This is a genomic window from Brevundimonas nasdae, from assembly GCF_016654005.1.
GTDB lineage: Bacteria > Pseudomonadota > Alphaproteobacteria > Caulobacterales > Caulobacteraceae > Brevundimonas > Brevundimonas nasdae.
On sequence record NZ_JAEPWN010000001.1, the window covers coordinates 178833 to 197814 of the forward strand.

At 65.9% G+C, this 18982-nt stretch carries 25 protein-coding genes; 17 read left to right on the top strand and 8 right to left on the bottom strand.

Annotation, left to right across the window (positions count from 1 at the left end):
- Window positions 1–51: 51 nt before the first annotated feature.
- On the bottom strand, window positions 52–906 hold the full coding sequence (gene ypfJ / locus JKF87_RS00870) for a KPN_02809 family neutral zinc metallopeptidase (RefSeq protein WP_201096482.1): 855 nt from the start codon (window positions 904–906) through the stop codon (window positions 52–54).
- A 64-nt stretch (window positions 907–970) separates the two neighbouring features.
- Window positions 971–1381, bottom strand: coding sequence for a hypothetical protein (locus tag JKF87_RS00875; protein ID WP_201096484.1), 411 nt, complete (start codon window positions 1379–1381; stop codon window positions 971–973).
- Between the two features lie 106 nt (window positions 1382–1487).
- On the opposite strand from JKF87_RS00875, the gene JKF87_RS00880 reads away from it, so the two are divergent.
- Window positions 1488–2045 (top strand): type 1 glutamine amidotransferase domain-containing protein, encoded by a 558-nt coding sequence (locus JKF87_RS00880; RefSeq protein ID WP_201096485.1) that lies wholly within the window; start codon window positions 1488–1490, stop codon window positions 2043–2045.
- Window positions 2046–2048: 3 nt separating this feature from the next.
- On the opposite strand, the gene JKF87_RS00885 is transcribed toward JKF87_RS00880, so the two are convergent.
- The gene (locus JKF87_RS00885; protein ID WP_201096488.1) at window positions 2049–2699 is read right to left on the bottom strand and encodes a class I SAM-dependent methyltransferase; all 651 of its coding nucleotides are present in this window, start codon (window positions 2697–2699) and stop codon (window positions 2049–2051) included.
- 136 nt (window positions 2700–2835) lie between these two features.
- On the opposite strand from JKF87_RS00885, the gene JKF87_RS00890 reads away from it, so the two are divergent.
- The 3 genes from JKF87_RS00890 (at window position 2836) to JKF87_RS00900 (ending at window position 4416) form a co-directional block, all read left to right on the top strand.
- Entirely contained in the window at window positions 2836–3234 is a 399-nt protein-coding gene (locus JKF87_RS00890; RefSeq protein ID WP_201096490.1) for a hypothetical protein, read from the top strand.
- Window positions 3231–3431: a helix-turn-helix transcriptional regulator gene (locus JKF87_RS00895; RefSeq protein WP_201096492.1), complete on the top strand. Its 201-nt coding sequence runs from the start codon at window positions 3231–3233 to the stop codon at window positions 3429–3431. The genes JKF87_RS00890 and JKF87_RS00895 overlap by 4 nt, the downstream gene beginning before the upstream one ends.
- Before the next feature lie 64 nt (window positions 3432–3495).
- Window positions 3496–4416: an alpha/beta fold hydrolase gene (locus tag JKF87_RS00900; protein ID WP_201096493.1), complete on the top strand. Its 921-nt coding sequence runs from the start codon at window positions 3496–3498 to the stop codon at window positions 4414–4416.
- Here JKF87_RS00900 and JKF87_RS00905 read toward each other — a convergent pair whose 3' ends face one another.
- From JKF87_RS00905 to JKF87_RS00925, 5 genes are all read right to left on the bottom strand, one after another.
- Entirely contained in the window at window positions 4417–5247 is an 831-nt protein-coding gene (locus tag JKF87_RS00905; protein WP_201096495.1) for a DUF3298 and DUF4163 domain-containing protein, read from the bottom strand. It abuts the gene before it with no gap.
- An 11-nt stretch (window positions 5248–5258) separates the two neighbouring features.
- Window positions 5259–6302: a UbiA family prenyltransferase gene (locus JKF87_RS00910; RefSeq protein WP_201096498.1), complete on the bottom strand. Its 1044-nt coding sequence runs from the start codon at window positions 6300–6302 to the stop codon at window positions 5259–5261.
- Window positions 6303–6395: 93 nt separating this feature from the next.
- Window positions 6396–7178 (bottom strand): GIN domain-containing protein, encoded by a 783-nt coding sequence (locus JKF87_RS00915; protein WP_201096500.1) that lies wholly within the window; start codon window positions 7176–7178, stop codon window positions 6396–6398.
- Window positions 7175–7786 carry a DUF1700 domain-containing protein gene (locus JKF87_RS00920; protein WP_201096502.1) on the bottom strand — a complete coding sequence of 204 codons (612 nt, stop codon included), beginning with the start codon at window positions 7784–7786 and terminating at the stop codon, window positions 7175–7177. Before JKF87_RS00920 ends, JKF87_RS00915 begins: the two co-directional genes overlap by 4 nt.
- Window positions 7783–8133 carry a PadR family transcriptional regulator gene (locus JKF87_RS00925; protein WP_201096505.1) on the bottom strand — a complete coding sequence of 117 codons (351 nt, stop codon included), beginning with the start codon at window positions 8131–8133 and terminating at the stop codon, window positions 7783–7785. The genes JKF87_RS00920 and JKF87_RS00925 overlap by 4 nt, the downstream gene beginning before the upstream one ends.
- Before the next feature lie 238 nt (window positions 8134–8371).
- Between JKF87_RS00925 and coxB the strand changes: the two genes are divergently transcribed.
- The 13 genes from coxB (at window position 8372) to JKF87_RS00990 (ending at window position 18906) form a co-directional block, all read left to right on the top strand.
- Window positions 8372–9370 carry a cytochrome c oxidase subunit II gene (gene coxB / locus JKF87_RS00930; protein WP_236261003.1) on the top strand — a complete coding sequence of 333 codons (999 nt, stop codon included), beginning with the start codon at window positions 8372–8374 and terminating at the stop codon, window positions 9368–9370.
- Window positions 9371–9384: 14 nt separating this feature from the next.
- A complete protein-coding gene (ctaD, locus tag JKF87_RS00935) occupies window positions 9385–11070 on the top strand; it encodes a cytochrome c oxidase subunit I (protein ID WP_236261004.1) in 1686 nt (561 codons plus the stop codon).
- Window positions 11071–11157: 87 nt separating this feature from the next.
- Window positions 11158–12123, top strand: coding sequence for a heme o synthase (gene cyoE / locus JKF87_RS00940; protein ID WP_236261005.1), 966 nt, complete (start codon window positions 11158–11160; stop codon window positions 12121–12123).
- Window positions 12124–12309 carry a hypothetical protein gene (locus JKF87_RS00945; protein ID WP_236261006.1) on the top strand — a complete coding sequence of 62 codons (186 nt, stop codon included), beginning with the start codon at window positions 12124–12126 and terminating at the stop codon, window positions 12307–12309.
- Window positions 12306–12842, top strand: a complete 537-nt coding sequence (locus JKF87_RS00950; RefSeq protein WP_201096508.1) for a cytochrome c oxidase assembly protein — start codon at window positions 12306–12308, stop codon at window positions 12840–12842. The genes JKF87_RS00945 and JKF87_RS00950 overlap by 4 nt, the downstream gene beginning before the upstream one ends.
- The gene (locus tag JKF87_RS00955) at window positions 12843–13271 is read left to right on the top strand and encodes an NUDIX domain-containing protein (protein WP_201096509.1); all 429 of its coding nucleotides are present in this window, start codon (window positions 12843–12845) and stop codon (window positions 13269–13271) included.
- A gap of 71 nt (window positions 13272–13342) precedes the next feature.
- On the top strand, window positions 13343–14023 hold the full coding sequence (locus JKF87_RS00960) for a hypothetical protein (RefSeq protein ID WP_201096510.1): 681 nt from the start codon (window positions 13343–13345) through the stop codon (window positions 14021–14023).
- 93 nt (window positions 14024–14116) lie between these two features.
- Window positions 14117–14860 (top strand): TonB family protein, encoded by a 744-nt coding sequence (locus JKF87_RS00965; RefSeq protein WP_201096511.1) that lies wholly within the window; start codon window positions 14117–14119, stop codon window positions 14858–14860.
- A 121-nt stretch (window positions 14861–14981) separates the two neighbouring features.
- Window positions 14982–15890 (top strand): cytochrome c oxidase subunit 3, encoded by a 909-nt coding sequence (locus tag JKF87_RS00970; RefSeq protein WP_201096512.1) that lies wholly within the window; start codon window positions 14982–14984, stop codon window positions 15888–15890.
- Entirely contained in the window at window positions 15887–16300 is a 414-nt protein-coding gene (locus JKF87_RS00975; RefSeq protein ID WP_201096513.1) for a DUF983 domain-containing protein, read from the top strand. Before JKF87_RS00970 ends, JKF87_RS00975 begins: the two co-directional genes overlap by 4 nt.
- A complete protein-coding gene (locus tag JKF87_RS00980; RefSeq protein ID WP_201096514.1) occupies window positions 16297–17010 on the top strand; it encodes an SURF1 family protein in 714 nt (237 codons plus the stop codon). The genes JKF87_RS00975 and JKF87_RS00980 overlap by 4 nt, the downstream gene beginning before the upstream one ends.
- Before the next feature lie 50 nt (window positions 17011–17060).
- Window positions 17061–18275: a M16 family metallopeptidase gene (locus tag JKF87_RS00985; protein ID WP_201096516.1), complete on the top strand. Its 1215-nt coding sequence runs from the start codon at window positions 17061–17063 to the stop codon at window positions 18273–18275.
- A gap of 76 nt (window positions 18276–18351) precedes the next feature.
- A complete protein-coding gene (locus tag JKF87_RS00990) occupies window positions 18352–18906 on the top strand; it encodes an NADPH-dependent FMN reductase (protein ID WP_201096518.1) in 555 nt (184 codons plus the stop codon).
- The last annotated feature ends 76 nt before the right edge of the window (window positions 18907–18982 follow it).

Genomic DNA, 18982 nt, shown 5'->3' on the forward strand with positions numbered 1-18982 from the left:
GGCTGACATCCGCCTTATGACCAAGCTTTGCAACCGTGGGGCTACGCTCGGTCAGGCGCCGCTGAATGTGTCGCAGGCCGCCGGATCGCCCGACTGATAGCCGCGCTGCAGCCATTCAACCCGCTGGGCCGAGGAGCCGTGGGTGAAGCTTTCGGGCGAGACACGGCCGCCCGCGCGGCGTTGCAGGGTGTCGTCGCCGATGGCCTGGGCGGTCTTCATCCCCTCTTCGATGTCGCCGGGTTCAAGCGCGACCTGGCCGTTGGAGACGGCGGCGGCGTTTTTGGCCCACACGCCCGCGTAGCAGTCGGCCTGCAGCTCCAGCGCGACGGAATACTGATTGGCCTCGCCCTGGCCGCGCGCCCGCTGCTGGGCGCGGCGGACCTGATCCGACGTGCCGGTCAGGGTCTGGACGTGGTGGCCGAACTCGTGGGCGATGACATAGGCGCGGGCGAAGTCGGCGCCGGACGCACCCAGCTTGGTCTCCATCTCCTGCCAGAAGCCGAGGTCCAGATAGACGGTCCTGTCAGTCGGGCAATAGAAGGGCCCCATCGCCGATTGGCCCATGCCGCAGCCGGTCGGGGTGCCCTGGGTGTAGATGACCACCTTGGGCGGCGTATAGCCGTTCAGCTTCTGCGCCCAGACGTCGTTGATGTTGCCGCCGATCACATCGACGAACCGTCCGGCCTGATCCTCGGGCGTGCCGACCTGGCCCTGCTGTTCCGAGGCGCCGACGCCGCCCAGCTGGCTGGCCAGCTGCGTGGTGGTCGAGGGATCAATGCCGAAGAAGAAATAGCCGATCAGGGCCAGCACGCCGACGCCGATGCCGCCGCCCGCAATCGCCCCGCCGCCCAGCCCGCGCCGATCCTCGACGCCGCCGCCGCCCGTCCGTCCGCCTTGCCAACGCATCTGCGTTTCCCCTCGTCTGATGACCTAAGCTAGGCCCGAACGCGGGTGGAAGGGAAGGGATGCGTCAGCGGGGGCGATCCAGCCAGTCGTCGATCTGTTTCATGCCGGATTGGGTCTGTTCCAGACGAGCCGCCGCCCCTTCACGCAGGCTGCGTTCCTGCTCCGGCGAATACAGCGGCCGCGCCTGGGGGGCGGGCGTCAGCGTGGGCTGGCGGGCCACCTCGATCTCCAGACGGCGCAACTGGGTTTCGGTCTGAAGCTGACGGGCGAAGGCGGCGTTGGCCTCGGCCTGATTGCGCAGCCGGTCGTTCTCATAGCGGTGCTGGTCGGCGATGGCCGCAGGGGCGCCGCCCGGATAGGCGGCATAGGGCGGCTGATAGGCCGGATACGGCGGCGGATAGGTCTGGGCGCCGGCCGGGCTGGCGAGGGCGGCGGCGATCAGGCCGGATGCGATCAGAAATGGCGGGCCTTTCATGGCCGCTCATATGGGGGCGGCCGGCCTGCCGCCAAGCGCCGCAGCAACCGTCTGGAGCGGCGCGGGTTCATTGCAGGACCACATTCAGATGAAATGGAGCACTGTCATGACCCAATCCCTGTCGGGAAAGACCGTCGCTGTCCTGGCGACCGACGGCGTGGAGCTGATCGAACTGACCGAACCGGTGAAGGCGCTGAAGGCGGCGGGCGCCGCCGTCGAGATCGTGTCGCTGAAGGCCGGGCCGTTTCAGGGCTTCAACCACCTGACGCCGGGCGACAAGGTGACGGCGGACAAGGCGGTGGCGGACGTGCAGGCCTCAGATTACGCCGCGCTGCTGCTGCCGGGCGGGGTGGCCAATCCCGATCAGCTGCGCGCTGACGCCGATGCGGTGAAGTTCGTCCGCGCCTTCTTCGATGCGGGAAAGCCGGTCGCCGCCATCTGTCATGCGCCCTGGCTGCTGATCGAGGCCGGGGTGGTGAAGGGGCGCACCCTGACCAGCTATCCCAGCCTGCGCACGGACCTGAAGAACGCCGGAGCCAATGTGGTCGATGAGGCGGCGGTGGTGGACAATGGCCTGGTGACCAGCCGCAATCCCGACGACATCCCCGCCTTCAACGCCAGGATGATCGAGGAATTCGCCGAGGGCCGCCATCAGGGCGACTGAGGCTTACGGCATCGACCAGACGGACGCGCGCTTGATCTCCTGATCCTCCAGCTCCCGCGTCGTCGGCACGCGGTATTCGGCCAGGAAATCCAGGCCGGTGCGCGGGAAATAGGTGCGGCCTGGATCGCCGATCAGGACGCGCGCGCCCCTGGCACGGGCCTGCGCCAGCCAGGCCAGCACCGCCTGGGTCATCGGTTTTTCGTAACAGATGTCGCCTGCGCAGATGACATCGACATCGGGCGGCGGGGCGTCCAGGAGGTTCTGGCCGGTGAAGGCCAGGGTCACCGCGTTGGCGGCGGCATTGGCCGCAACCGCCGCCTGGCAGAAGGGGTCGATGTCGGCGCACAGGACCGACGCCGCCCCCGCCTTCATCGCCGCCACCCCGACCAGGCCCGATCCCGCCGCGAAATCCAGCACCCGCTTGCCTGCAACCTCGTGCGGATGGTCCAGAACATAGCGGCTCAGCGCCTGACCGCCCGCCCAGGCGAAGGCCCAGAAGGGCGGCGGCACGCCCATCTCGCCCAGCTCCTCCTCCGTCAGACGCCAGATCGGGGTGATCTCGTCCGCCAGCCACAGGCTGATCTCCGGCGCGTGCGGCACGGGCTGCAGCCGGGTGTTCTCGCGGATGAAGGCGGCGGGGTCGGCGACGATCATGGGGCTGCATAGACCGGTGCAGGCGCCGGGGGAAGCGGGCCGCGCAATGTTGGGCTGGCCTGACATTAAGTCAGGTTGACATTACATTTTGGCGGTGTCAGGTTGTCCTTACAAAATAATGGGAAGGGACAGGCTGATGGTGAACCTGGAATGTGGACCGCGGGACACGCGCTATGGCTGGGGAACGGGGCTTTCGATGGGCTTTTACGGTCTGTCCGTCGCGGGGGTCAGCGTGGGCGTCAATCAGGGCTGGCTGCACGGCTGGCCGCTGTATGCAGCCTCGATCCTGCCGGGGCTGGCGATCACGGCGCAGCTGGTCTTCACACTCGATTTCTTCCGCAGAACCGACGAGTTTCTGCGGGCGTTGATGGCCAAACGCTTCATCGTGGCGGCCTGTCTGACCTTCGCCCTGTGGTCGGTCTGGGGGTTTCTTGAAACCTTCGCCGGCGCCCAGCACCTGCCGGGCTGGCTGGCCTATGCGGTGATGTGGTTCTTCTTCGGCGCCAGCGCCCTGTTCATCAAGTCCAGCAAATGAAGAACCGGCTGAAGCTGCTGCGGGTCGAACGCGGCTGGACCCAGGAACAGTTGGGACAGGCGCTGGGCGTCTCACGTCAGGCGATCATCGCCCTGGAGACCGAACGGCACGATCCGTCGCTGGACCTGGCCTACCGCATCGCCGCGACGTTCCAGCGCCCGGTCGAGGACATCTTCGAGAACCCGCACGCGAAATGACGGTTCTGGACTGGATGTCGATCCAGCCTGAAAAGTCAGAATAACCTTACATCAGGAGACTGCCATGAAGTTCGTCCGTTCGGGCGCGCGCCCGGTGTTGTGCGCCCTGTTTCTGGCCTGCGCTGCGGTTGCGCCGGTTTCCGCCGCGCCTGCGGGCGGTGAAGCCAGGAAGGCCGCGCCCTTCGCATCAGACCGGCTGTCGGTCGAGGTGGTCGGGGCGGGGCCTGACGTGATCCTGATCCCCGGTCTGGGATCATCGTGCGAGGTCTGGCGGGCGACGGCGGATCGGCTGAAGGCCAGGCATCGGGTGCATCTGGTGCAGTTGGCCGGGTTCGCGGGCGAACCGTGGACGCATGGCGACGGCGCCTTTGTCCAGCCCGAGGTCGATGAATTGGTCCGCTACATCCGCGCGCAGGGGTTGGACCGGCCGGCGGTGATCGGTCATTCGCTGGGCGGGCTGAGCGGCCTGCTGCTGGCGCAGCAGCATCCTGATCTGGTCGGGCGGTTGATGACGGTGGACAGTCTTCCCTTCTACAGCGCCATGTTCGGACCGAACACGACGGCGGACAGCGCGCGGCCCTTCGCCGATCAGGCGGCGGCCATGATCATCGGCGCGGATCAGGAGGGTTTCCGCACCATGCAGGCGACGACGGCGCAGGCTCTGTCGAAGACATCCAGCGAACAGGCCCGGATCGTCGACTGGTCGATGGCCAGCGACCGTCGCGCCCTGGCCTCGGCCATGAAGGATGTGATGACGACCGACGCACGGCCCGGCCTGTCGGCCATGTCCACGCCGGTCACCGCGCTGTACGCCGCCGATGCGGACGGCGGCCCGCCGCCTGCGATGGCCGAGGCTGTGTGGGGGCGGGAATACGCGACCCTGCCCGGCGTGCGGCTGACGCGCGTCGACGCCAGCCGTCACTTCATCATGGCCGACCAGCCGCAGAGGTTCGCTGAACTGGTCGACGCCTTCCTGAGCGAATGATCAGTTCTTGGGCGTCACGTCCCCGGCCTTGACCGGGGCGCCTGCGAACTCCTCGGCGTATGCGGGGGCCAGAAGGCTGCGGAAGGCGGCCTGCGGCACGGCCAGCCAGTAGTCGCCGTCAGAGTGGGGGCCGATCTGGTAGGAATCGAACAGGAAAGTGATCCCGCCCACCTTGCCCGGCGTCGAGCCAGGGGTCAGGACGAAGGGCGTCGCGCTGGCCTTGGGGCAGGACCACATGCCCTTGCCCCCGACGCTGACGCGCTCGGAACCCGGCGAACGGGCCTGTTTGGCGGCGTTGGCCGCATCGCACAGGGCCTTGTCCAACACCGACAGGTCGGCGCCCGGACGGAACAGGTCATTGAAGCCGATCCGCTTCTTCAGGCCCTTGTCCCAGATGACCGCGGCATAGGTCTGATTGGGGTGGGCGCCGCCGGTGTATTCGAAATTGGTGCGCGCCAGGCTGAAGAGCTTGCCGCTTTCGCCGCCCTGCGAATAGGTGATCGACTTCTCATAAGGATTGGGGCCTGCGCCCGCCTCGCTCAGATCGGCCTGAGCGCCTTCTGAGAACTGGTTCAGTTCGCGCACCGCGTCGGCGTACAGCGGACCTTGAAGTTCGGGCTTGTCGGTCACGCCTGCGGGCAGGGCCAGCTTGACCGTCGCATACTGGTTCTTGCTGTCATAGGCGGTCGGCGTCGTGCTGGCGGCGGCGGCTGCGGGCGCCTTGTCCGGGGCCGCAGGCGGTGCAGCGGGCTTCTCATCGCGACGCTGGCAGGCGGCGAGGGTGGCGGTGACGGCGACGGCGATCAACAGGGTGCGGGTGGAGAGAGACATGCGGCGCTCCTTCATGACGACAGGCCGATGGAACCGAGAATGATGGCGGCGAGCAGGATGAACCCAGCTTCGCGGTTGGACCGGAACAGAACGAGCGCGCGGGCGGGATCGTTGCGGTCGATGCGAACTATTTGTCGGATCAGGTGCGCGGCGTAGAGGATCAGGCCCAGGAAGAACAACGGGCCAAGGTTGGCGGCCAGACCCGCCGCGCCCGCAAGGGCGACCGCCAGACCATAGAAGACCGCCACGCCGGGCTGAACCGCCGAGGCCAGGCGGCGGGCGGATGACTTGACCCCGACCATGGCGTCATCCTCGATATCCTGCAGGGCGTAGATGGTGTCGTAGCCCAGGGTCCAGAAGATGCCGCCCGCATAGAGCAGCAGGGCGGGCAGATAGGCCGCGCCATGCAGGCGAAGCGCGTATCCGTCGCCCGCACCCTGATCGAACACCTGCCACAGGAAGGGGCGCAGCTCTGACGCCATGTCGGCGGGCAGGATCGAGGCGGCGGCCAGGGGCAGGGCGGCGGCGAACCCCATCAGGGCGCCCCAGTTGAAGGTCAGGCCCAGCCAGGCCTGCGGCCACCAGGTGATCCGCTTCATGAAGGGATAGGCCGCGACCAGCGCCAGCGAACCGACGCCCATCGCAATGGCCGCGACCGGCAGGGTCAGCAGGATCAGAAGGCTGATCAGGCTGCAGCCGATGACGAAGGCCAGGGCCTGTCTGACGCTGATCAGACCGGCGGGAATGGGACGCAAGGCCGTGCGGGCGACCTGGGCGTCGATCTTGCGGTCGACGATGTCGTTGAAGGCGCAGCCCGCCGAACGCATCAGCACGGCGCCGATGCCGAAGCCGACGAACAGCCACAGATCATACAGGCTCGGTCCGTGACGATACTGGGCCAGGGCCAGGGCGATCCCCTGCCAGCCGGGCAGCAGCAGCAGCCATGTGCCAATGGGCCGATCCAGCCGCCCCAGCTTCAGCCAGGGCTTCAGCCCTTCCGGCGCGTGGCGGTCCACCCAGTTGGAGCCTGCATCGGGAAGGGGTGCGGAAGTCATGCCCGTGACTTAACGGGAATGGGGCGGGGGGTGAAGGGCGAAGAAAAAGGCGGGAGCCTTGCGGTCCCGCCTTAAGTCCTCGTGCGGCTGGGATCAGCCCTGCGAGATCGAGCCTGAGCCCGACACATTGGTGACCAGCTGGGCCGGGCGGGTCGACAGGTCGACATCGCCGGAACCCGAGATGGTGATGCTGGCCTTGCCCGTCGGGGCGATCTGGGCCGTGCCGGATCCCGCGACGTTGACCGTGGCGTCGGTCGTCTTCAGGTCGTCCAGATAGGCATCGCCCGAGCCAGAGATGCTGAGGTCCAGCGCATCGGTGCGGCCTGTGACGGTGACGTCGGCCGAACCAGAGATCGCCACCGCCAGCGACGGCTGGTCGAAGCTGGTCACCGACAGGTCGGACGATCCCGACACCTCGAAGCGGCGCACATTGGGGGTGGTGACCACGACCTTCAGTTCGTCACGTTCCGAGCGAGCGGAAAGGTTCCCATTGTTCCAGCCGAACACGACACGCTCGTCCCCATCGGCCAGATACAGACGCCCGTCTTCAAGGCGGACCCGGTCAGCCAGACCCTTGGGCCCGGTGATGACGACGGTGTTTTCGGGGCCTTGGACATATTCGACGTTGATCGCCGATTCGATCTTCAGGGCCTCGCCGCCGGTCCAGGGCAGGGAGCGGGTGGTGATGGGGCCCAGGTCCTCGGTCCCGCCGCCCTTGACCCGTTCGAAGCGGACGCTTTCGCCATTGTCGTCTTTCAGGGTCCAGGACCAGCCGTGGCGCTGGAGGTCATGGCCGCCGATGGCGGCGGCGCCGCCAAGGGTGACCAGGCACAGCACCAGGGCGGCGCCGGCGATGATGAACAGGGTGCGGATCATGCCGAGGCTCCTGGCGCGGGGGTTGCGGATTGGACGGCGGCCTGGGCCTGGGGCTCAAGCGCGGGCTTCAACAGGCGGTAGTGCAGGCGGGCGTACCAGACGGTGGCGTTGACCAGCCAGATGGTGACGATGGTCAGAAGGGCGCCGATGAAGACGGACCCGGCCATCATGCCCAGGCCCATCAGGATGGCGGCGAACGGACCACCGGGGAAACCGGCGAACGGCCCCGCCACCATCACCACGCCGCCCCCGATGAACAGGGCGATGGCGGCGATGAAGAAGCCGAAGATGGTCCCGACCACGCCCATGGCGATGGGCAGCAGGATCAGGATGTCGATGGCCCCCAGGCCCAGCACCGCAAAGACGGCGCCTGCGGCGGCGGAGGGGTTCTTCTCCTGATGCCAGCGCAGGATCCCGGCCTCGGCCTTCAGTTCGCGGGCCAGGCGGACCGGATCGCCCAGGGCGGCGGCGACTTCAGCTTCGGTGCGGCCGGCGGCCAGACCGTCGTCGAAATGGGTCTCATAGTCGGCGATGATGTCGGTGGCGGTGGCGGTCGGCAGGCCGACCAGGCCGTCTTTCAGACGGGCGATGAATTCTGCGCGCGTCATTGAGCGGCTCCCTCCTTGGCGGCGGCGTCATTGGCCAGAATGGCGTCGACGGCCTGGGTGAATGTGGTCCATTCGGCGGATTGGGCGGCCAGGGCCCCCCGGCCCGCATCGGTCAGACGATAGTATTTGCGCGACGGTCCGGCCGATGATTCGACCAGATAGGTCTCCACCAGTCCGTCAGACTGCATCCGGCGCATCAGGGGGTAGATGGTTCCTTCCCCCATGCCGATCGCGTCCGACAGTCGGCTGGCGATCTCGTAGGCGTAGCTGTCCGCCTGGTTCAGAAGGGCCAGGACGCACAGTCCCAGCGCCCCCTTCTTCAGCTGTATCTCGATGGTTTCAGGCACCTCGGCGTCTCCTCTGATGGAGATTGAATACGGCAAGGTATCTTGCCGTGCAAGGTAGCTGTCCAAACATGACACCGATTTAATCTGGGCGAATGAGTGGCGACTTCTCGGCGCAGGTGCGTTGATCGCTTGGCAAGCTGAAACCGATCCGATAGGTGACCGTGATCGACAGGCGTGGAAATTGCGCCAGTGTGATTACTTGCGAACTATTCGCAAGTGTCTGCTGCAGAACGGTTTTATGGGGAAATCTCGTATGGGGATGGGCACACGAGCCCGAGGAACGCTCAAGGGCGCCGTCGCCTCGACGGTCCTGGGCGCCGGCCTGGCGATCTTCGCCGCTGCGCCGACCTGGGCGCAGGATCTGATGGGTCAACCGACGCCGGGCGGCATCGGTCTTCAACCAGCGGCCGCGCCGCTGAAGCATGACGCCATCTGGTTCCACGACATCATTCTGATGCCGGTCATCACGGCCATCACCTTGCTGGTGCTGGGTCTGCTGGCCTGGATCGTCTTCCGCTACAACCGCCGGTCCAACCCGACGGCGGCCCGCTGGAGCCACAACACCCTGATCGAGGTGATCTGGACGGTTCTGCCCGTCGTGATCCTGGTCTTCATCTCGCTGTTCTCGTTCCGCCTGCTGTTCGCCTATCACGACATGCCGACGCCGGACCTGACGGTGAAGGTCACGGCCAACCAGTGGAACTGGGGTTACGAATACCCGGACCAGAACGTGTCGGAATACATCTCCAACATGCTGCCGGAAGACCAGCTGGCTGAGCGCGGCCTGCCGCACTCCGTCTATCGTCTGGCTGCGACCGAACCGATGGTCGTGCCGGTCGGCAAGACTGTTCAACTGGTCATCACCGCTTCGGACGTGATCCACGCCTTCGCCCTTCCGGCCTTTGGTCTGAAGATCGACGCCGTCCCCGGCCGCATCAACACCACCTGGTTCAAGGCTGAGCGCACCGGCGTCTTCTATGGCCAGTGCTCGGAGCTATGCGGCGTCGACCACGCCTTCATGCCCATCGAAATCCACGTCGTGACCCAGGCCGAGTTCGAACAATGGATCGCCTCCAAGGGCGGCTCCATGACGCCGAAGGTCGCTGAGGCGCCTGCTGCTGCTCCGGCAGTGGAGGCTGCTCCGGCTGCAGAAGCTTCGACCCCGGAAGCGGCCGCCGCCGCGCCGACCGACCAACCCGTTCCCGCCGCGGCTCCCGCCGCAGCGGCCGCCCACTAAGAGGCGAACAGATTATGGCTGACGCTATCGCTACCCGTGACGCGACCCAGACCGGGACCGCGCACCACGACCATCACGACCACCCCAAGGTGGGCTTCTTCACCCGCTGGTTCCTGTCCACCAACCACAAGGACATCGGCACCCTGTACCTGCTGTTCGCCATCATGGCGGGCATCGTCGGCGGCGCCCTGTCGGGCCTGATCCGCTGGGAGCTGGCCGAGCCGGGCATCCAGGTGTTCAAGGAAGGCACGATCGTCCAGTACCTGGGCCTCGTCGAGGCCTCCAAGCACGGCTATAACGCCACGGTCACGGCCCACGCCCTGATCATGATTTTCTTCATGGTCATGCCCGCCATGATCGGCGGCTTCGGCAACTGGTTCGTTCCGATCATGATCGGCGCGCCGGACATGGCCTTCCCGCGCATGAACAACATCTCGTTCTGGCTGCTGTTCTTCGCCTTCGTGCTGTTGATCCTGTCGATGTTCGTCGACGGCGGACCGGGCAAGGGCTTCGGCGGCGGCTGGACGGCCTATCCGCCCCTGTCGACCGTGGGCCACGTCGGCCCGTCGTTCGACCTGGCCATCTTCGCCCTGCACGTCGCGGGCGCCAGCTCGATCCTGGGCGCCATCAACTTCATCACCACCATCCTGAACATGCGTGCGCCGGGCATGACCCTGCACCGCATGCCGCTGTTCGCCTGGTCGGTTCTGATCACCGCCTTCCTGCTGCTGCTGTCGCTGCCCGTTCTGGCCGGCGCCATCACCATGCTGCTGACGGACCGCAACTTCGGCACCCACTTCTTCGATCCCGCCGGCGGCGGCGATCCGATCATGTACCAGCACCTGTTCTGGTTCTTCGGTCACCCGGAAGTGTACATTCTGATCCTGCCGGGCTTCGGCATCATCAGCCACATCGTCTCGACCTTCTCCAAGAAGCCGATCTTCGGTTACCTGGCGATGGCCTATGCGATGGTCGCCATCGGCTTCGTCGGCTTCGTCGTGTGGGCGCACCACATGTACACGGTCGGCATGAGCGTGAACCTGCGCGCCTATTTCATCGCTGCGACCATGATCATCGCGGTGCCGACGGGCGTTAAGATCTTCAGCTGGATCGCCACCATGTGGGGCGGTTCGATCACCTTCAAGACGCCCATGCTGTGGGCCATCGGCTTCATCTTCCTGTTCACCGTCGGCGGCGTGACCGGCGTGGTCCTGTCGAACGCCGGCATCGACTACAGCCTGCACGACACCTATTACGTCGTGGCGCACTTCCACTACGTGCTGTCTCTGGGCGCCGTCTTCGCCATCTTCGCGGGCTTCTATTACTGGTTCGAGAAGATGTTCGGCGTGAAGTACAACGAGTTCCTGGGCGCGCTGCACTTCTGGATCATGTTCGTCGGCGTGAACCTGATCTTCTTCCCGCAGCACTTCCTGGGCCTGCAGGGCATGCCGCGTCGCTACATCGACTATCCGGACGCCTTCACCCTGTGGAACCACGTCTCGTCGATCGGCTATGTGATCACCATCGTCGGCGTCGGCGTCTTCCTGATCATGTTGCTGGAAGCGGCCATTCGCCGCCGTCCGGCAGAGGCCAATCCGTGGGGCGAAGGCGCCACAACCCTGGAGTGGACCCTGTCCTCGCCGCCTCCAACCCACCAGTTCAACGAACTGCCCGTGGTCAAGGCCGACGACGAACACTGATCCCAGGCAAAAGCTGAAACAGCGGGCCGCTCTTTCCAACGGAAGGGGCGGCCTTCTGCTTTTGGGTGTGCTATGCGGCCCGCACAGATGACAGAAGCTCAGACAACACCCGTTCTCTCGACCTCCCAGCCGGAGGATTTCTTCCAGCTGTTGAAGCCGCGCGTCATGTCGCTGGTGGTCTTCACCGCCGCGACGGGTCTGGTCGTGGCGCCGGGGTCGATGAACCCCTTCGTCGCCGCCATCGCCATCCTCTGCATCGCCGTGGGCGCAGGGGCGGCGGGCGCCCTGAACATGGCGCTGGAGGGCGAAACCGACGCCCTCATGCGCCGCACGCGCGGACGCCCCGTCGCCGCAGGCCGAGTGCGCAAGAATGACGCCATGGCCTTCGGCGTGGTGCTGAGCCTGTTCTCGGTCATGCTGCTGGGCATGAACACCAACTGGCTGGCGGCGGGTCTTCTGGCCCTGACCATCGTCTATTACGCCGGTTTCTACACACTGCTGCTGAAGCGCCGGACACCCCAGAACATCGTCATCGGCGGGGCGGCGGGCGCCTTTCCGCCCGTGATCGGCTGGGCGGCGGCGACGGGCCAGGCGCCGTGGCAGGCCTGGCTTCTGTTCCTGATCATCTTCCTGTGGACCCCGCCGCACAGCTGGGCGCTGGCGCTCTATTCGGCAGGCGACTACGCCAAGGCGGGCATCCCGATGATGCCGGTGGCCAAGGGCGCCCGGTCCACCCGTCTGCAGATCCTGATCTACACCCTGATCTTCGTGCCGGTGGCGATCGCACCGGCCTTCACCGGCATGGCGGGCCTGATCTACGGCGTGGTGTCGGTCGTCGGCGGTCTGGCCTTCCTGGGGCTGGCGCTGCGCCTGTTCCGTTCGCGCGCAGGCGACGAGCCGGACAAGGCCGAGGCCGTGGGACGTGAAGCCGCATTGTATGACGTGCGCGCCCAGGCCAAACCGGCGCGCGACCTGTTCGCCTTTTCCATCCTCTATCTGATGGCGCTGTTCTCGGCGCTGCTGGTCGAGGCCCTGTCGGGCCTGGGAGTGTAAATGATCATTCTGTCCCCCGAAGAAGTGCGCGCGCGCAAACGCCGCAACCTGTGGATCGCGCTGGGTCTGGTGGCCTTCATCGTCCTGGTCTTCACCACCACGGTCCTGCGCCTGCAGCAGAACCAGGCCGATGAACGCGCCCTGCTGGAAAGCCAGGCGAACGGAGCGGCGAGGGTCGTGAAATGAACCCCGGACGCAAGAACCTGATCGCCATCATCTGCGTCTTCACCGTGATGGGGATGACCGGCGCGGCGTTCGCGGCGGTGCCTCTTTACAGGATGTTCTGTCAGGTGACCGGGTTCGGCGGCACGACGATGAAGGCCGATGTGGCGCCCGATACGGTGCTGGACCAGACGGTTCTGGTGCGTTTCGACACCAATGTCCGCGGCCTGCCCATGACCTTCAAGGCCGAGCAGTCGACCCAGCGGGTGCGGATCGGCGAGACGGGGCTGGCCTATTTCGACGTGACCAACACCTCGGACAAGCCGATCATGGTCCGCGCCAGCTACAATGTGTCGCCGGAATACACCGGCCCCTATTTCCAGAAGCTGCAGTGCTTCTGCTTCACCGACCAGACCTTGGCCGCCGGCGAAACGCGCAAATTCCCGATGCAGTATTTCATCGCCCCCGAACTGGCGACGGACCGCGAGGCCAAGGGCGCGCGCGACATCACGCTCAGCTACACCTTCTATCCGTCCGTCGACGCCCCGACCGCCTAGGTGGCCAGGCCCGGTGTTGATTTCCCCGGCGTCGGCTGCGGGCTGGTGATTCAGCGCGCCGACGGGCGCGTGCTGCTGTGCAAACGTCTGAAGGCGCCCGAGGCGGGTTTCTGGAACATCGTCGGCGGCAAGGTCGATATGATGGAGCACTCGGCAGACGCCGCCCGGCGCGAGGCCGAGGAGGAATCGGGCCTGAAGATCGGCGCTGTCGATTTCCTGTGTCTGTCCGAAGAGATCATCCCCGCCGACGGCCAGCACTGGGTGTCGCTGATGTATCTGACGCGCGACTTCACCGGCGAGCCGTCCCTGACCGAGCCGGACAAGCTGTCGGACATCGGCTGGTTCGACCTGGACGACCTGCCGCAGCCGTTGTCGGCCTTTTCGGTCAAGGCGTTCGCGGCCCTGAAGGCGCAATCCGTCCGAGACTGACCGGCGCCGTTTGCGTCCTCGCGCGTTCCGGCCCAGCCTGTCGCATCGACAGGCGATAGGGGAGGCGGCTTATGCGTGGTCTGGACTTCAGCTCCTGGCGGAATCTGCTGATCACCATACTGGGACTGGCGCTGGTGACCCTGATCGGCATGGGCATCCGGCTGGTGATGATGTTCACCATTCAGCAGCGCCGCGAGCGCATGAACCGCCAGATCAATGAACGGCTGAAGACCCTGATCGCGGCCTATAAGGTGCTGGGCGGCTCGTTCACCGGCGACCTGACGGTGGACCCCACACATCGGCGCGCCCTGCGTCAGCCCGATCCGGCCCAGCCGACCATCGACCTGAGCGCCGCCACAGTGGAATCCTCTGACCGGGCGCGGCGCATTCGTGATGCGGTGGAGGCGGCATTGTCGGACATCATCCTGCTGGGCACCGAACAACAGGTCAGGCTGGCCCAGCGGGCGGCGACGGAGCTGGTGGCGGGCCATCCGGTTCAGACCCACGATCTGGTGGTGTCCCTGCGCGACTTCATCCGCGAGGCCCTGCAGCTGGACCCCATTCCCAAGGACATCATCATTCCCACCCAAGGCCCGACACGCCCTGGCTCAGCGGGCGGCAAGGGCGGCGCGTCCGGCGGGGGCGGTTCAGGCGGCGGCGGAGGAGGAGGAATGGGGGGCGGAATGGGCGGCGGCGGCATGGGCATGGGCGGTAGTTTGGACGACGCCGAATCGACACGTCACCGTGCCTGAGGATCCGAAGACCAGCATTCACACAGAACCGCGTTGAAATTCCCTCATCCAAGTCTCACAACCTGTGAGAAATAGATCGTTTTAGGTAAGGCTATGCTCGCCATCGGACTAACCACAATCGCTCTGATCTTGAGCGTCGTGCCGGGCACTGTTCTTGCCCAAGATGCAAACGTGGCGGCGGAACGCGATGCTGAGTCGGGAGTGGCTGGTTTCACAGCACCAGCCTGGCTTCAGATGCCCAATCCCGACTATCCCCGCGAAGCTTACCGTGCTTCGACAGAGGGAGAAGCCAGAGTTCAATGTATTGTTAATAAAAACGGTTTGGCGGGCGCCTGTCAGATTGTGTCCGAAACACCGGCAGGTATGGGATTTGGCGAGGCTGTGTTGGCGGCCATGGCCGCGGCCCGCTGGAGGCCTGCCATGATCGATGGAGCGCCGGTAGAGCGATCGGTACAGTTTAATGTGCCTTTCACATTTCTCCCGACAGTTAAAGCTCCCCCGGAGGCACAACAAGTTATCGAGGCGATACGGGCCGAGGGCTATGCATCAGGTGCATGTCGACATCTTCTTGACGCCCAACTCGCCGCCAGATGGGATGCATTACAGCAGGAGATGGATGACAGCATCGACGGCTATCGCGCCTACGATCAAATATTCGTCGCCGGGTATAAGGAGGGGCGGCAGGATGTGCGTGAACGAGGCCGTCCTCAAAGCTCAGAATGCGACAGACTTTACGACTGGGCCAGAGATGCCGGAAAGGCCTCGCAAGCCGCCTATCAGAAGCTTGACGCCAAGTTGACTCTGGAAGAGCGCGCGCAATGGCGGCCTCTGCCCTAATTGGGCGGCATCCTGTCTTTCTCGAAAAAGGCGGAAAGGCGGCGCGGCTCTGGCGTCGTGGAAAAGGGGAGGCTATAGCCTTGGCATAACCGAATTTTCGCCGACCAAAGAGACGCGATTCATGGCCGACGCCCACGCTCTTCCGCAGCACGATTATCACCTGGTGCCACCCAGCCCCTGGCCGCTGCTCTCTTCCGCCGCCGCTACGATCATGTTCATCGGCGCCGTCATCTGGATGAAGGGCCTGGCCCCTGCCGACGCCGGCCCCATCGCCGCCAACTTCCTGGCCAAGGGCAAGCCCGCCATCTTCTTCGCCGGTCTGGCGGGGGTGCTGGTGTCGGCCTTCGGCTGGTGGTCGGACGTCATCAAGGAATCCAAGGCGGGCGACCACACGCCGGTCGTCTCCATCGGTCTGCGCTACGGCATGATCCTGTTCATCGCGTCGGAGGTGATGTTCTTCGTCGCCTTCTTCTGGATGTTCTTCGACATGGCCCTGTTCCACGAATCGCGGGCCCTGACCCCCGACATGGGCGCCTGGGCGGACACCGCCAAGGCCTGGTCGACCTGGCCGCCGAAGGGGGTTGAGGTCCTGTCGCCGTGGCAGCTGCCGCTGCTGAACACCGTGACCCTGCTGCTGTCGGGCTGCACCGTCACCTGGGCGCACCATGCGATCCAGACCGGCGACCGCAAGGGCGCCAAGATCGCCCTGGCCATCACGGTCGCCCTGGGCGTTCTGTTCACCTGTGTTCAGGCCTACGAATATCACCACATCCTGCACGAGAAGCTGTTCTTCAACGAAGAAGCCGTGAACTCGGGCCTGTATGGTTCGATCTTCTTCATGGCCACGGGCTTCCACGGCTTCCACGTCCTGATCGGCACCATCTTCCTGGCGGTCTGCCTGATCCGTCTGCTGCAGGGCGACTTCACCCCGCAGAAGCATTTCGGTTTCGAAGCCGCCGCCTGGTACTGGCACTTCGTGGACGTGGTCTGGCTGTTCCTGTTCGCGTTCGTTTACGTCGTCTTCGGTTGATCCAAGACAAGACTGAAGACCTGAAGGCGGCGCGGGACGAGGGATCGTCCCGCGCCGTCGGCGTTTCCGCCGCGCCGATTACGACCCCCCTCAAGGCGGCGATTCGCGGACGATGCCCGCGCTGCGGCCAGGGGCGGCTGTTTCAGGGATTTCTGAAGGTGCGGCCCGCCTGCGAGGCCTGCGGGCTGGATTTCACCCGAATCCAGACCGGTGATGGTCCCGCCACCTTCATCATGCAGATCGCGGGATTCATCGTCGGCTTCTCGGCCCTGTTCGTCGAGATCAGGTTCCATCCGCCCATGTGGGTGCATCTGATCGTGTGGCTGCCCCTTGTGGTCGCGCTGTCCCTGGCCTTGATGCGGCCAGGGCGAGGCCTGATGATCGGCCTGCAATATCGGAACCAAAGATGAGGCGTTTTCCCTGGATCCTGACCGTGCTGACGGCGCTGGCCCTGTGCCTGCTGATCGGCCTGGGTGTGTGGCAGGTCGAGCGCCTGCAATGGAAGGTCGGGCTGATGGATGCGGCCGACGCGGCGGCGGCGAAACCGCCCGCGCCTCTGGCTGAGGTTCTGGCCGGGATTCAGGGGCAGGGCGACCTGGAGTTCCGCAAGGCGCTGATGGTGTGCCGGGGTCTGGCGACCGCCCCCTATGTCGAGCTTCAGACCATTCATGACGGCGCGCCGGGCGTGCGCCTGATCTCGGCCTGCCGCCCTGAAGGTCAGGATTTCAGCCTGCTGATCGACCGTGGTTTCATTCCTGAGGCCGTCTCGGCCCGCCCGCGCGTGATCGACAGCACCCTGCCGCTGGTGCTGGTCGGCGAGTTCCGCACCTTCTCCCGCCCCAACGGCATGACCCCCGCGCCCAGTAACGGTCGCTTCTACGGGCGCGACACCGAGGCCATGGCCAAGGCGCTGAAGGTGACCGGCCCCGTTCGGCCCGAGGCGGTCTATGCCCTGACTCAGACCAATCCCGAGATCGAGGCCTTGAAGCCGTCCGCGCCGCCCGCCGCCTTCACCAACAACCATTTCGGGTATGCTCTGACGTGGTTCGGGCTGGCGATTGTGCTGGCGGGCTTCTATGTGGCCCTGCTTCGCCGTCGTCTGAAGAAAGACACCCCCTGACTGCTTCGCTTCACACCCTGTCCAACGGCGTCCGCGTCGTCTGTGATCCCATGCCCGGCCTGAAGACCCTGGCCGTCGTCGTCACCGTCAAGGGCGGTGCGCGGTGGGAGGCTGAGGACCGCTCCGGCTGGTCGCACCTGTTGGAGCATCTGGTCTTCAAGGGCGCGGGCGACATGGCGGCGCGCGAGATCGTCGAGCGGATCGAGGCCGAGGGCGGCACGATCAACGCGGCGACAGGCTATGAGCGGACCAGTTTCGAGGTGCGCGGACTGGACGGCTCCCTGCCGTTGGCCATGCAGGTGCTGTCGGACCTGGTGTTCCGCCCGACGCTGGATCCCACCGAGATCGAGCGGGAAAAGGACGTGGTCGCCCAGGAGATCGCCGAGGCCTTCGACACGCCCGACGACCATGTGTTCGAAATGGTCCAGACCCGCGCCTTCACGGGCCAGCCGATGGGCCGCCCGATCCTGGGCTCCATCGCCAGCCTGAAACCGGCCGACAAGGCGACGGTCGAGGCATGGCGCGCACGGCTGTATTCGCCCGACCGGATGGTGGTGGCGGTGTCGGGCGCCGTGGACGAGACCGAGCTTCTGGCCCTGGCCGAGCGCTGGTTCGGCGACGCCGTGGCCACCCCGGTCGATGCGCCCGCGCCCGCCCTGTTTGTCGGCGGCCATGCGAAACTGGCGCGCAAGATCGAACAGGCCAATCTGGTCTTCCAGCTTCCGGGCCTGTCGGCCACCGATCCGGCCCTGTCGTCCATGCGGCTGTTCAGCGAGATCCTGGGCGGGGGCATGGCGTCGCGCCTGTTCCAGAGCGCGCGCGAAGAACGGGGCCTGGCCTACGCCATCGACGCCTATCAGGAGCCGTATGAGGATACGGGCGTGCTGGGCATCTATGCGGGCGCCGCGGCGGACCGGGCCAGGGAGCTTGCCGAGGTGTCGGCGGCCGAGGTGCGGGCTCTGGCCGAGAATGGCCCCACCGACAGGGAGCTGTCGCGCGCCAAGGCGGTGATGAAGGCCGGGCTGTGGATGTCGGATGAAAACCCGATGAGCCGCGCCGGACGCAACGCCGCCCAGACCCTGATCTTCGGCGCCCCGGTGTCCAGTCTGGCGATGACCGAAAAGCTGGAGGCCCAGAGCATCGCGGACGTGCGCGCCGTCGGCGCCCGACTGGTGTCCAGCGGCAAGGCGGCCAGCGCCGTGCTGGGGCCGAAGTCGGCGTCAGCGGCGGGCGAAGCCTTCGCCACGGCCCTGTTCAGCCTGTAGCGGAACTTCAGGCGGGTGGCGGCGGTTAAGCTGACGCTTCGGCAAGCGGCCGGGGCGCTCAGTCCTGGAGAACCCCATGTCCGTCCGCGTCGCCCTGATCGTCGGCAGCCTGCGCGAAGGCTCGTACTCGCGTCATATCGCACAGGCGATCAAGGAGCTGGCCCAGCCCGCGCTGGATCTGGTTCCGGTCGAGTTCGGCGACCTGCCGCTCTACAATCCTGATCTGGACACGGATGCGCCGCCCGCGGCCTGGACGCGGTTCCGCGAAGAGGTCGCGACGACCGAGGCCGTGCTGTTCGTGACGCCGGAATATAACCGCTCCATCCCCGGCGGGCTGAAGAATGCGCTGGATGTCGGCTCGCGTCCCTATGGCCACAGCGTCTGGCAGGCCAAGCCCGCCGCCATCGTCAGCGTCTCGCCCGGCGCCGTCAGCGGCTTCGGCGCCAACCACCACCTGCGCCAGCCTCTGGTCTTCCTGAACATGCCGACCCTGCAGCAGCCCGAGGCCTATATCGGCAATGTCGCCGCCCTGCTGGACGAGCGTGGCAAGCTGACCAACCCCGGCACGCGCGACTTCCTGAAGGCCTTCGCCGATGCGTTTGCGGCCTGGATCGAAAAGACCAAGGCCTGATCGACAAAAGAAAACGCCCGGCCTTTCGACCGGGCGTTCCCCTGGCTTAAGCCGACAGGGCTCTCGCTTTAATCTG

Bases quoted from the DNA above. Each gene is read 5' to 3' on its own strand.
- ypfJ (WP_201096482.1), bottom strand. From the start codon at position 906: ATGCGTTGGCAAGGCGGACGGACGGGCGGCGGCGGCGTCGAGGATCGG.
- JKF87_RS00875 (WP_201096484.1), bottom strand. From the start codon at position 1,381: ATGAAAGGCCCGCCATTTCTGATCGCATCCGGCCTGATCGCCGCCGCC.
- JKF87_RS00880 (WP_201096485.1), top strand. From the start codon at position 1,488: ATGACCCAATCCCTGTCGGGAAAGACCGTCGCTGTCCTGGCGACCGAC.
- JKF87_RS00885 (WP_201096488.1), bottom strand. From the start codon at position 2,699: ATGATCGTCGCCGACCCCGCCGCCTTCATCCGCGAGAACACCCGGCTG.
- JKF87_RS00890 (WP_201096490.1), top strand. From the start codon at position 2,836: ATGGTGAACCTGGAATGTGGACCGCGGGACACGCGCTATGGCTGGGGA.
- JKF87_RS00895 (WP_201096492.1), top strand. From the start codon at position 3,231: ATGAAGAACCGGCTGAAGCTGCTGCGGGTCGAACGCGGCTGGACCCAG.
- JKF87_RS00900 (WP_201096493.1), top strand. From the start codon at position 3,496: ATGAAGTTCGTCCGTTCGGGCGCGCGCCCGGTGTTGTGCGCCCTGTTT.
- JKF87_RS00905 (WP_201096495.1), bottom strand. From the start codon at position 5,247: ATGTCTCTCTCCACCCGCACCCTGTTGATCGCCGTCGCCGTCACCGCC.
- JKF87_RS00910 (WP_201096498.1), bottom strand. From the start codon at position 6,302: ATGACTTCCGCACCCCTTCCCGATGCAGGCTCCAACTGGGTGGACCGC.
- JKF87_RS00915 (WP_201096500.1), bottom strand. From the start codon at position 7,178: ATGATCCGCACCCTGTTCATCATCGCCGGCGCCGCCCTGGTGCTGTGC.
- JKF87_RS00920 (WP_201096502.1), bottom strand. From the start codon at position 7,786: ATGACGCGCGCAGAATTCATCGCCCGTCTGAAAGACGGCCTGGTCGGC.
- coxB (WP_236261003.1), top strand. From the start codon at position 8,372: ATGGGGAAATCTCGTATGGGGATGGGCACACGAGCCCGAGGAACGCTC.
- ctaD (WP_236261004.1), top strand. From the start codon at position 9,385: ATGGCTGACGCTATCGCTACCCGTGACGCGACCCAGACCGGGACCGCG.
- cyoE (WP_236261005.1), top strand. From the start codon at position 11,158: ATGACAGAAGCTCAGACAACACCCGTTCTCTCGACCTCCCAGCCGGAG.
- JKF87_RS00945 (WP_236261006.1), top strand. From the start codon at position 12,124: ATGATCATTCTGTCCCCCGAAGAAGTGCGCGCGCGCAAACGCCGCAAC.
- JKF87_RS00950 (WP_201096508.1), top strand. From the start codon at position 12,306: ATGAACCCCGGACGCAAGAACCTGATCGCCATCATCTGCGTCTTCACC.
- JKF87_RS00960 (WP_201096510.1), top strand. From the start codon at position 13,343: ATGCGTGGTCTGGACTTCAGCTCCTGGCGGAATCTGCTGATCACCATA.
- JKF87_RS00965 (WP_201096511.1), top strand. From the start codon at position 14,117: ATGCTCGCCATCGGACTAACCACAATCGCTCTGATCTTGAGCGTCGTG.
- JKF87_RS00970 (WP_201096512.1), top strand. From the start codon at position 14,982: ATGGCCGACGCCCACGCTCTTCCGCAGCACGATTATCACCTGGTGCCA.
- JKF87_RS00980 (WP_201096514.1), top strand. From the start codon at position 16,297: ATGAGGCGTTTTCCCTGGATCCTGACCGTGCTGACGGCGCTGGCCCTG.
- JKF87_RS00985 (WP_201096516.1), top strand. From the start codon at position 17,061: ATGCCCGGCCTGAAGACCCTGGCCGTCGTCGTCACCGTCAAGGGCGGT.
- JKF87_RS00990 (WP_201096518.1), top strand. From the start codon at position 18,352: ATGTCCGTCCGCGTCGCCCTGATCGTCGGCAGCCTGCGCGAAGGCTCG.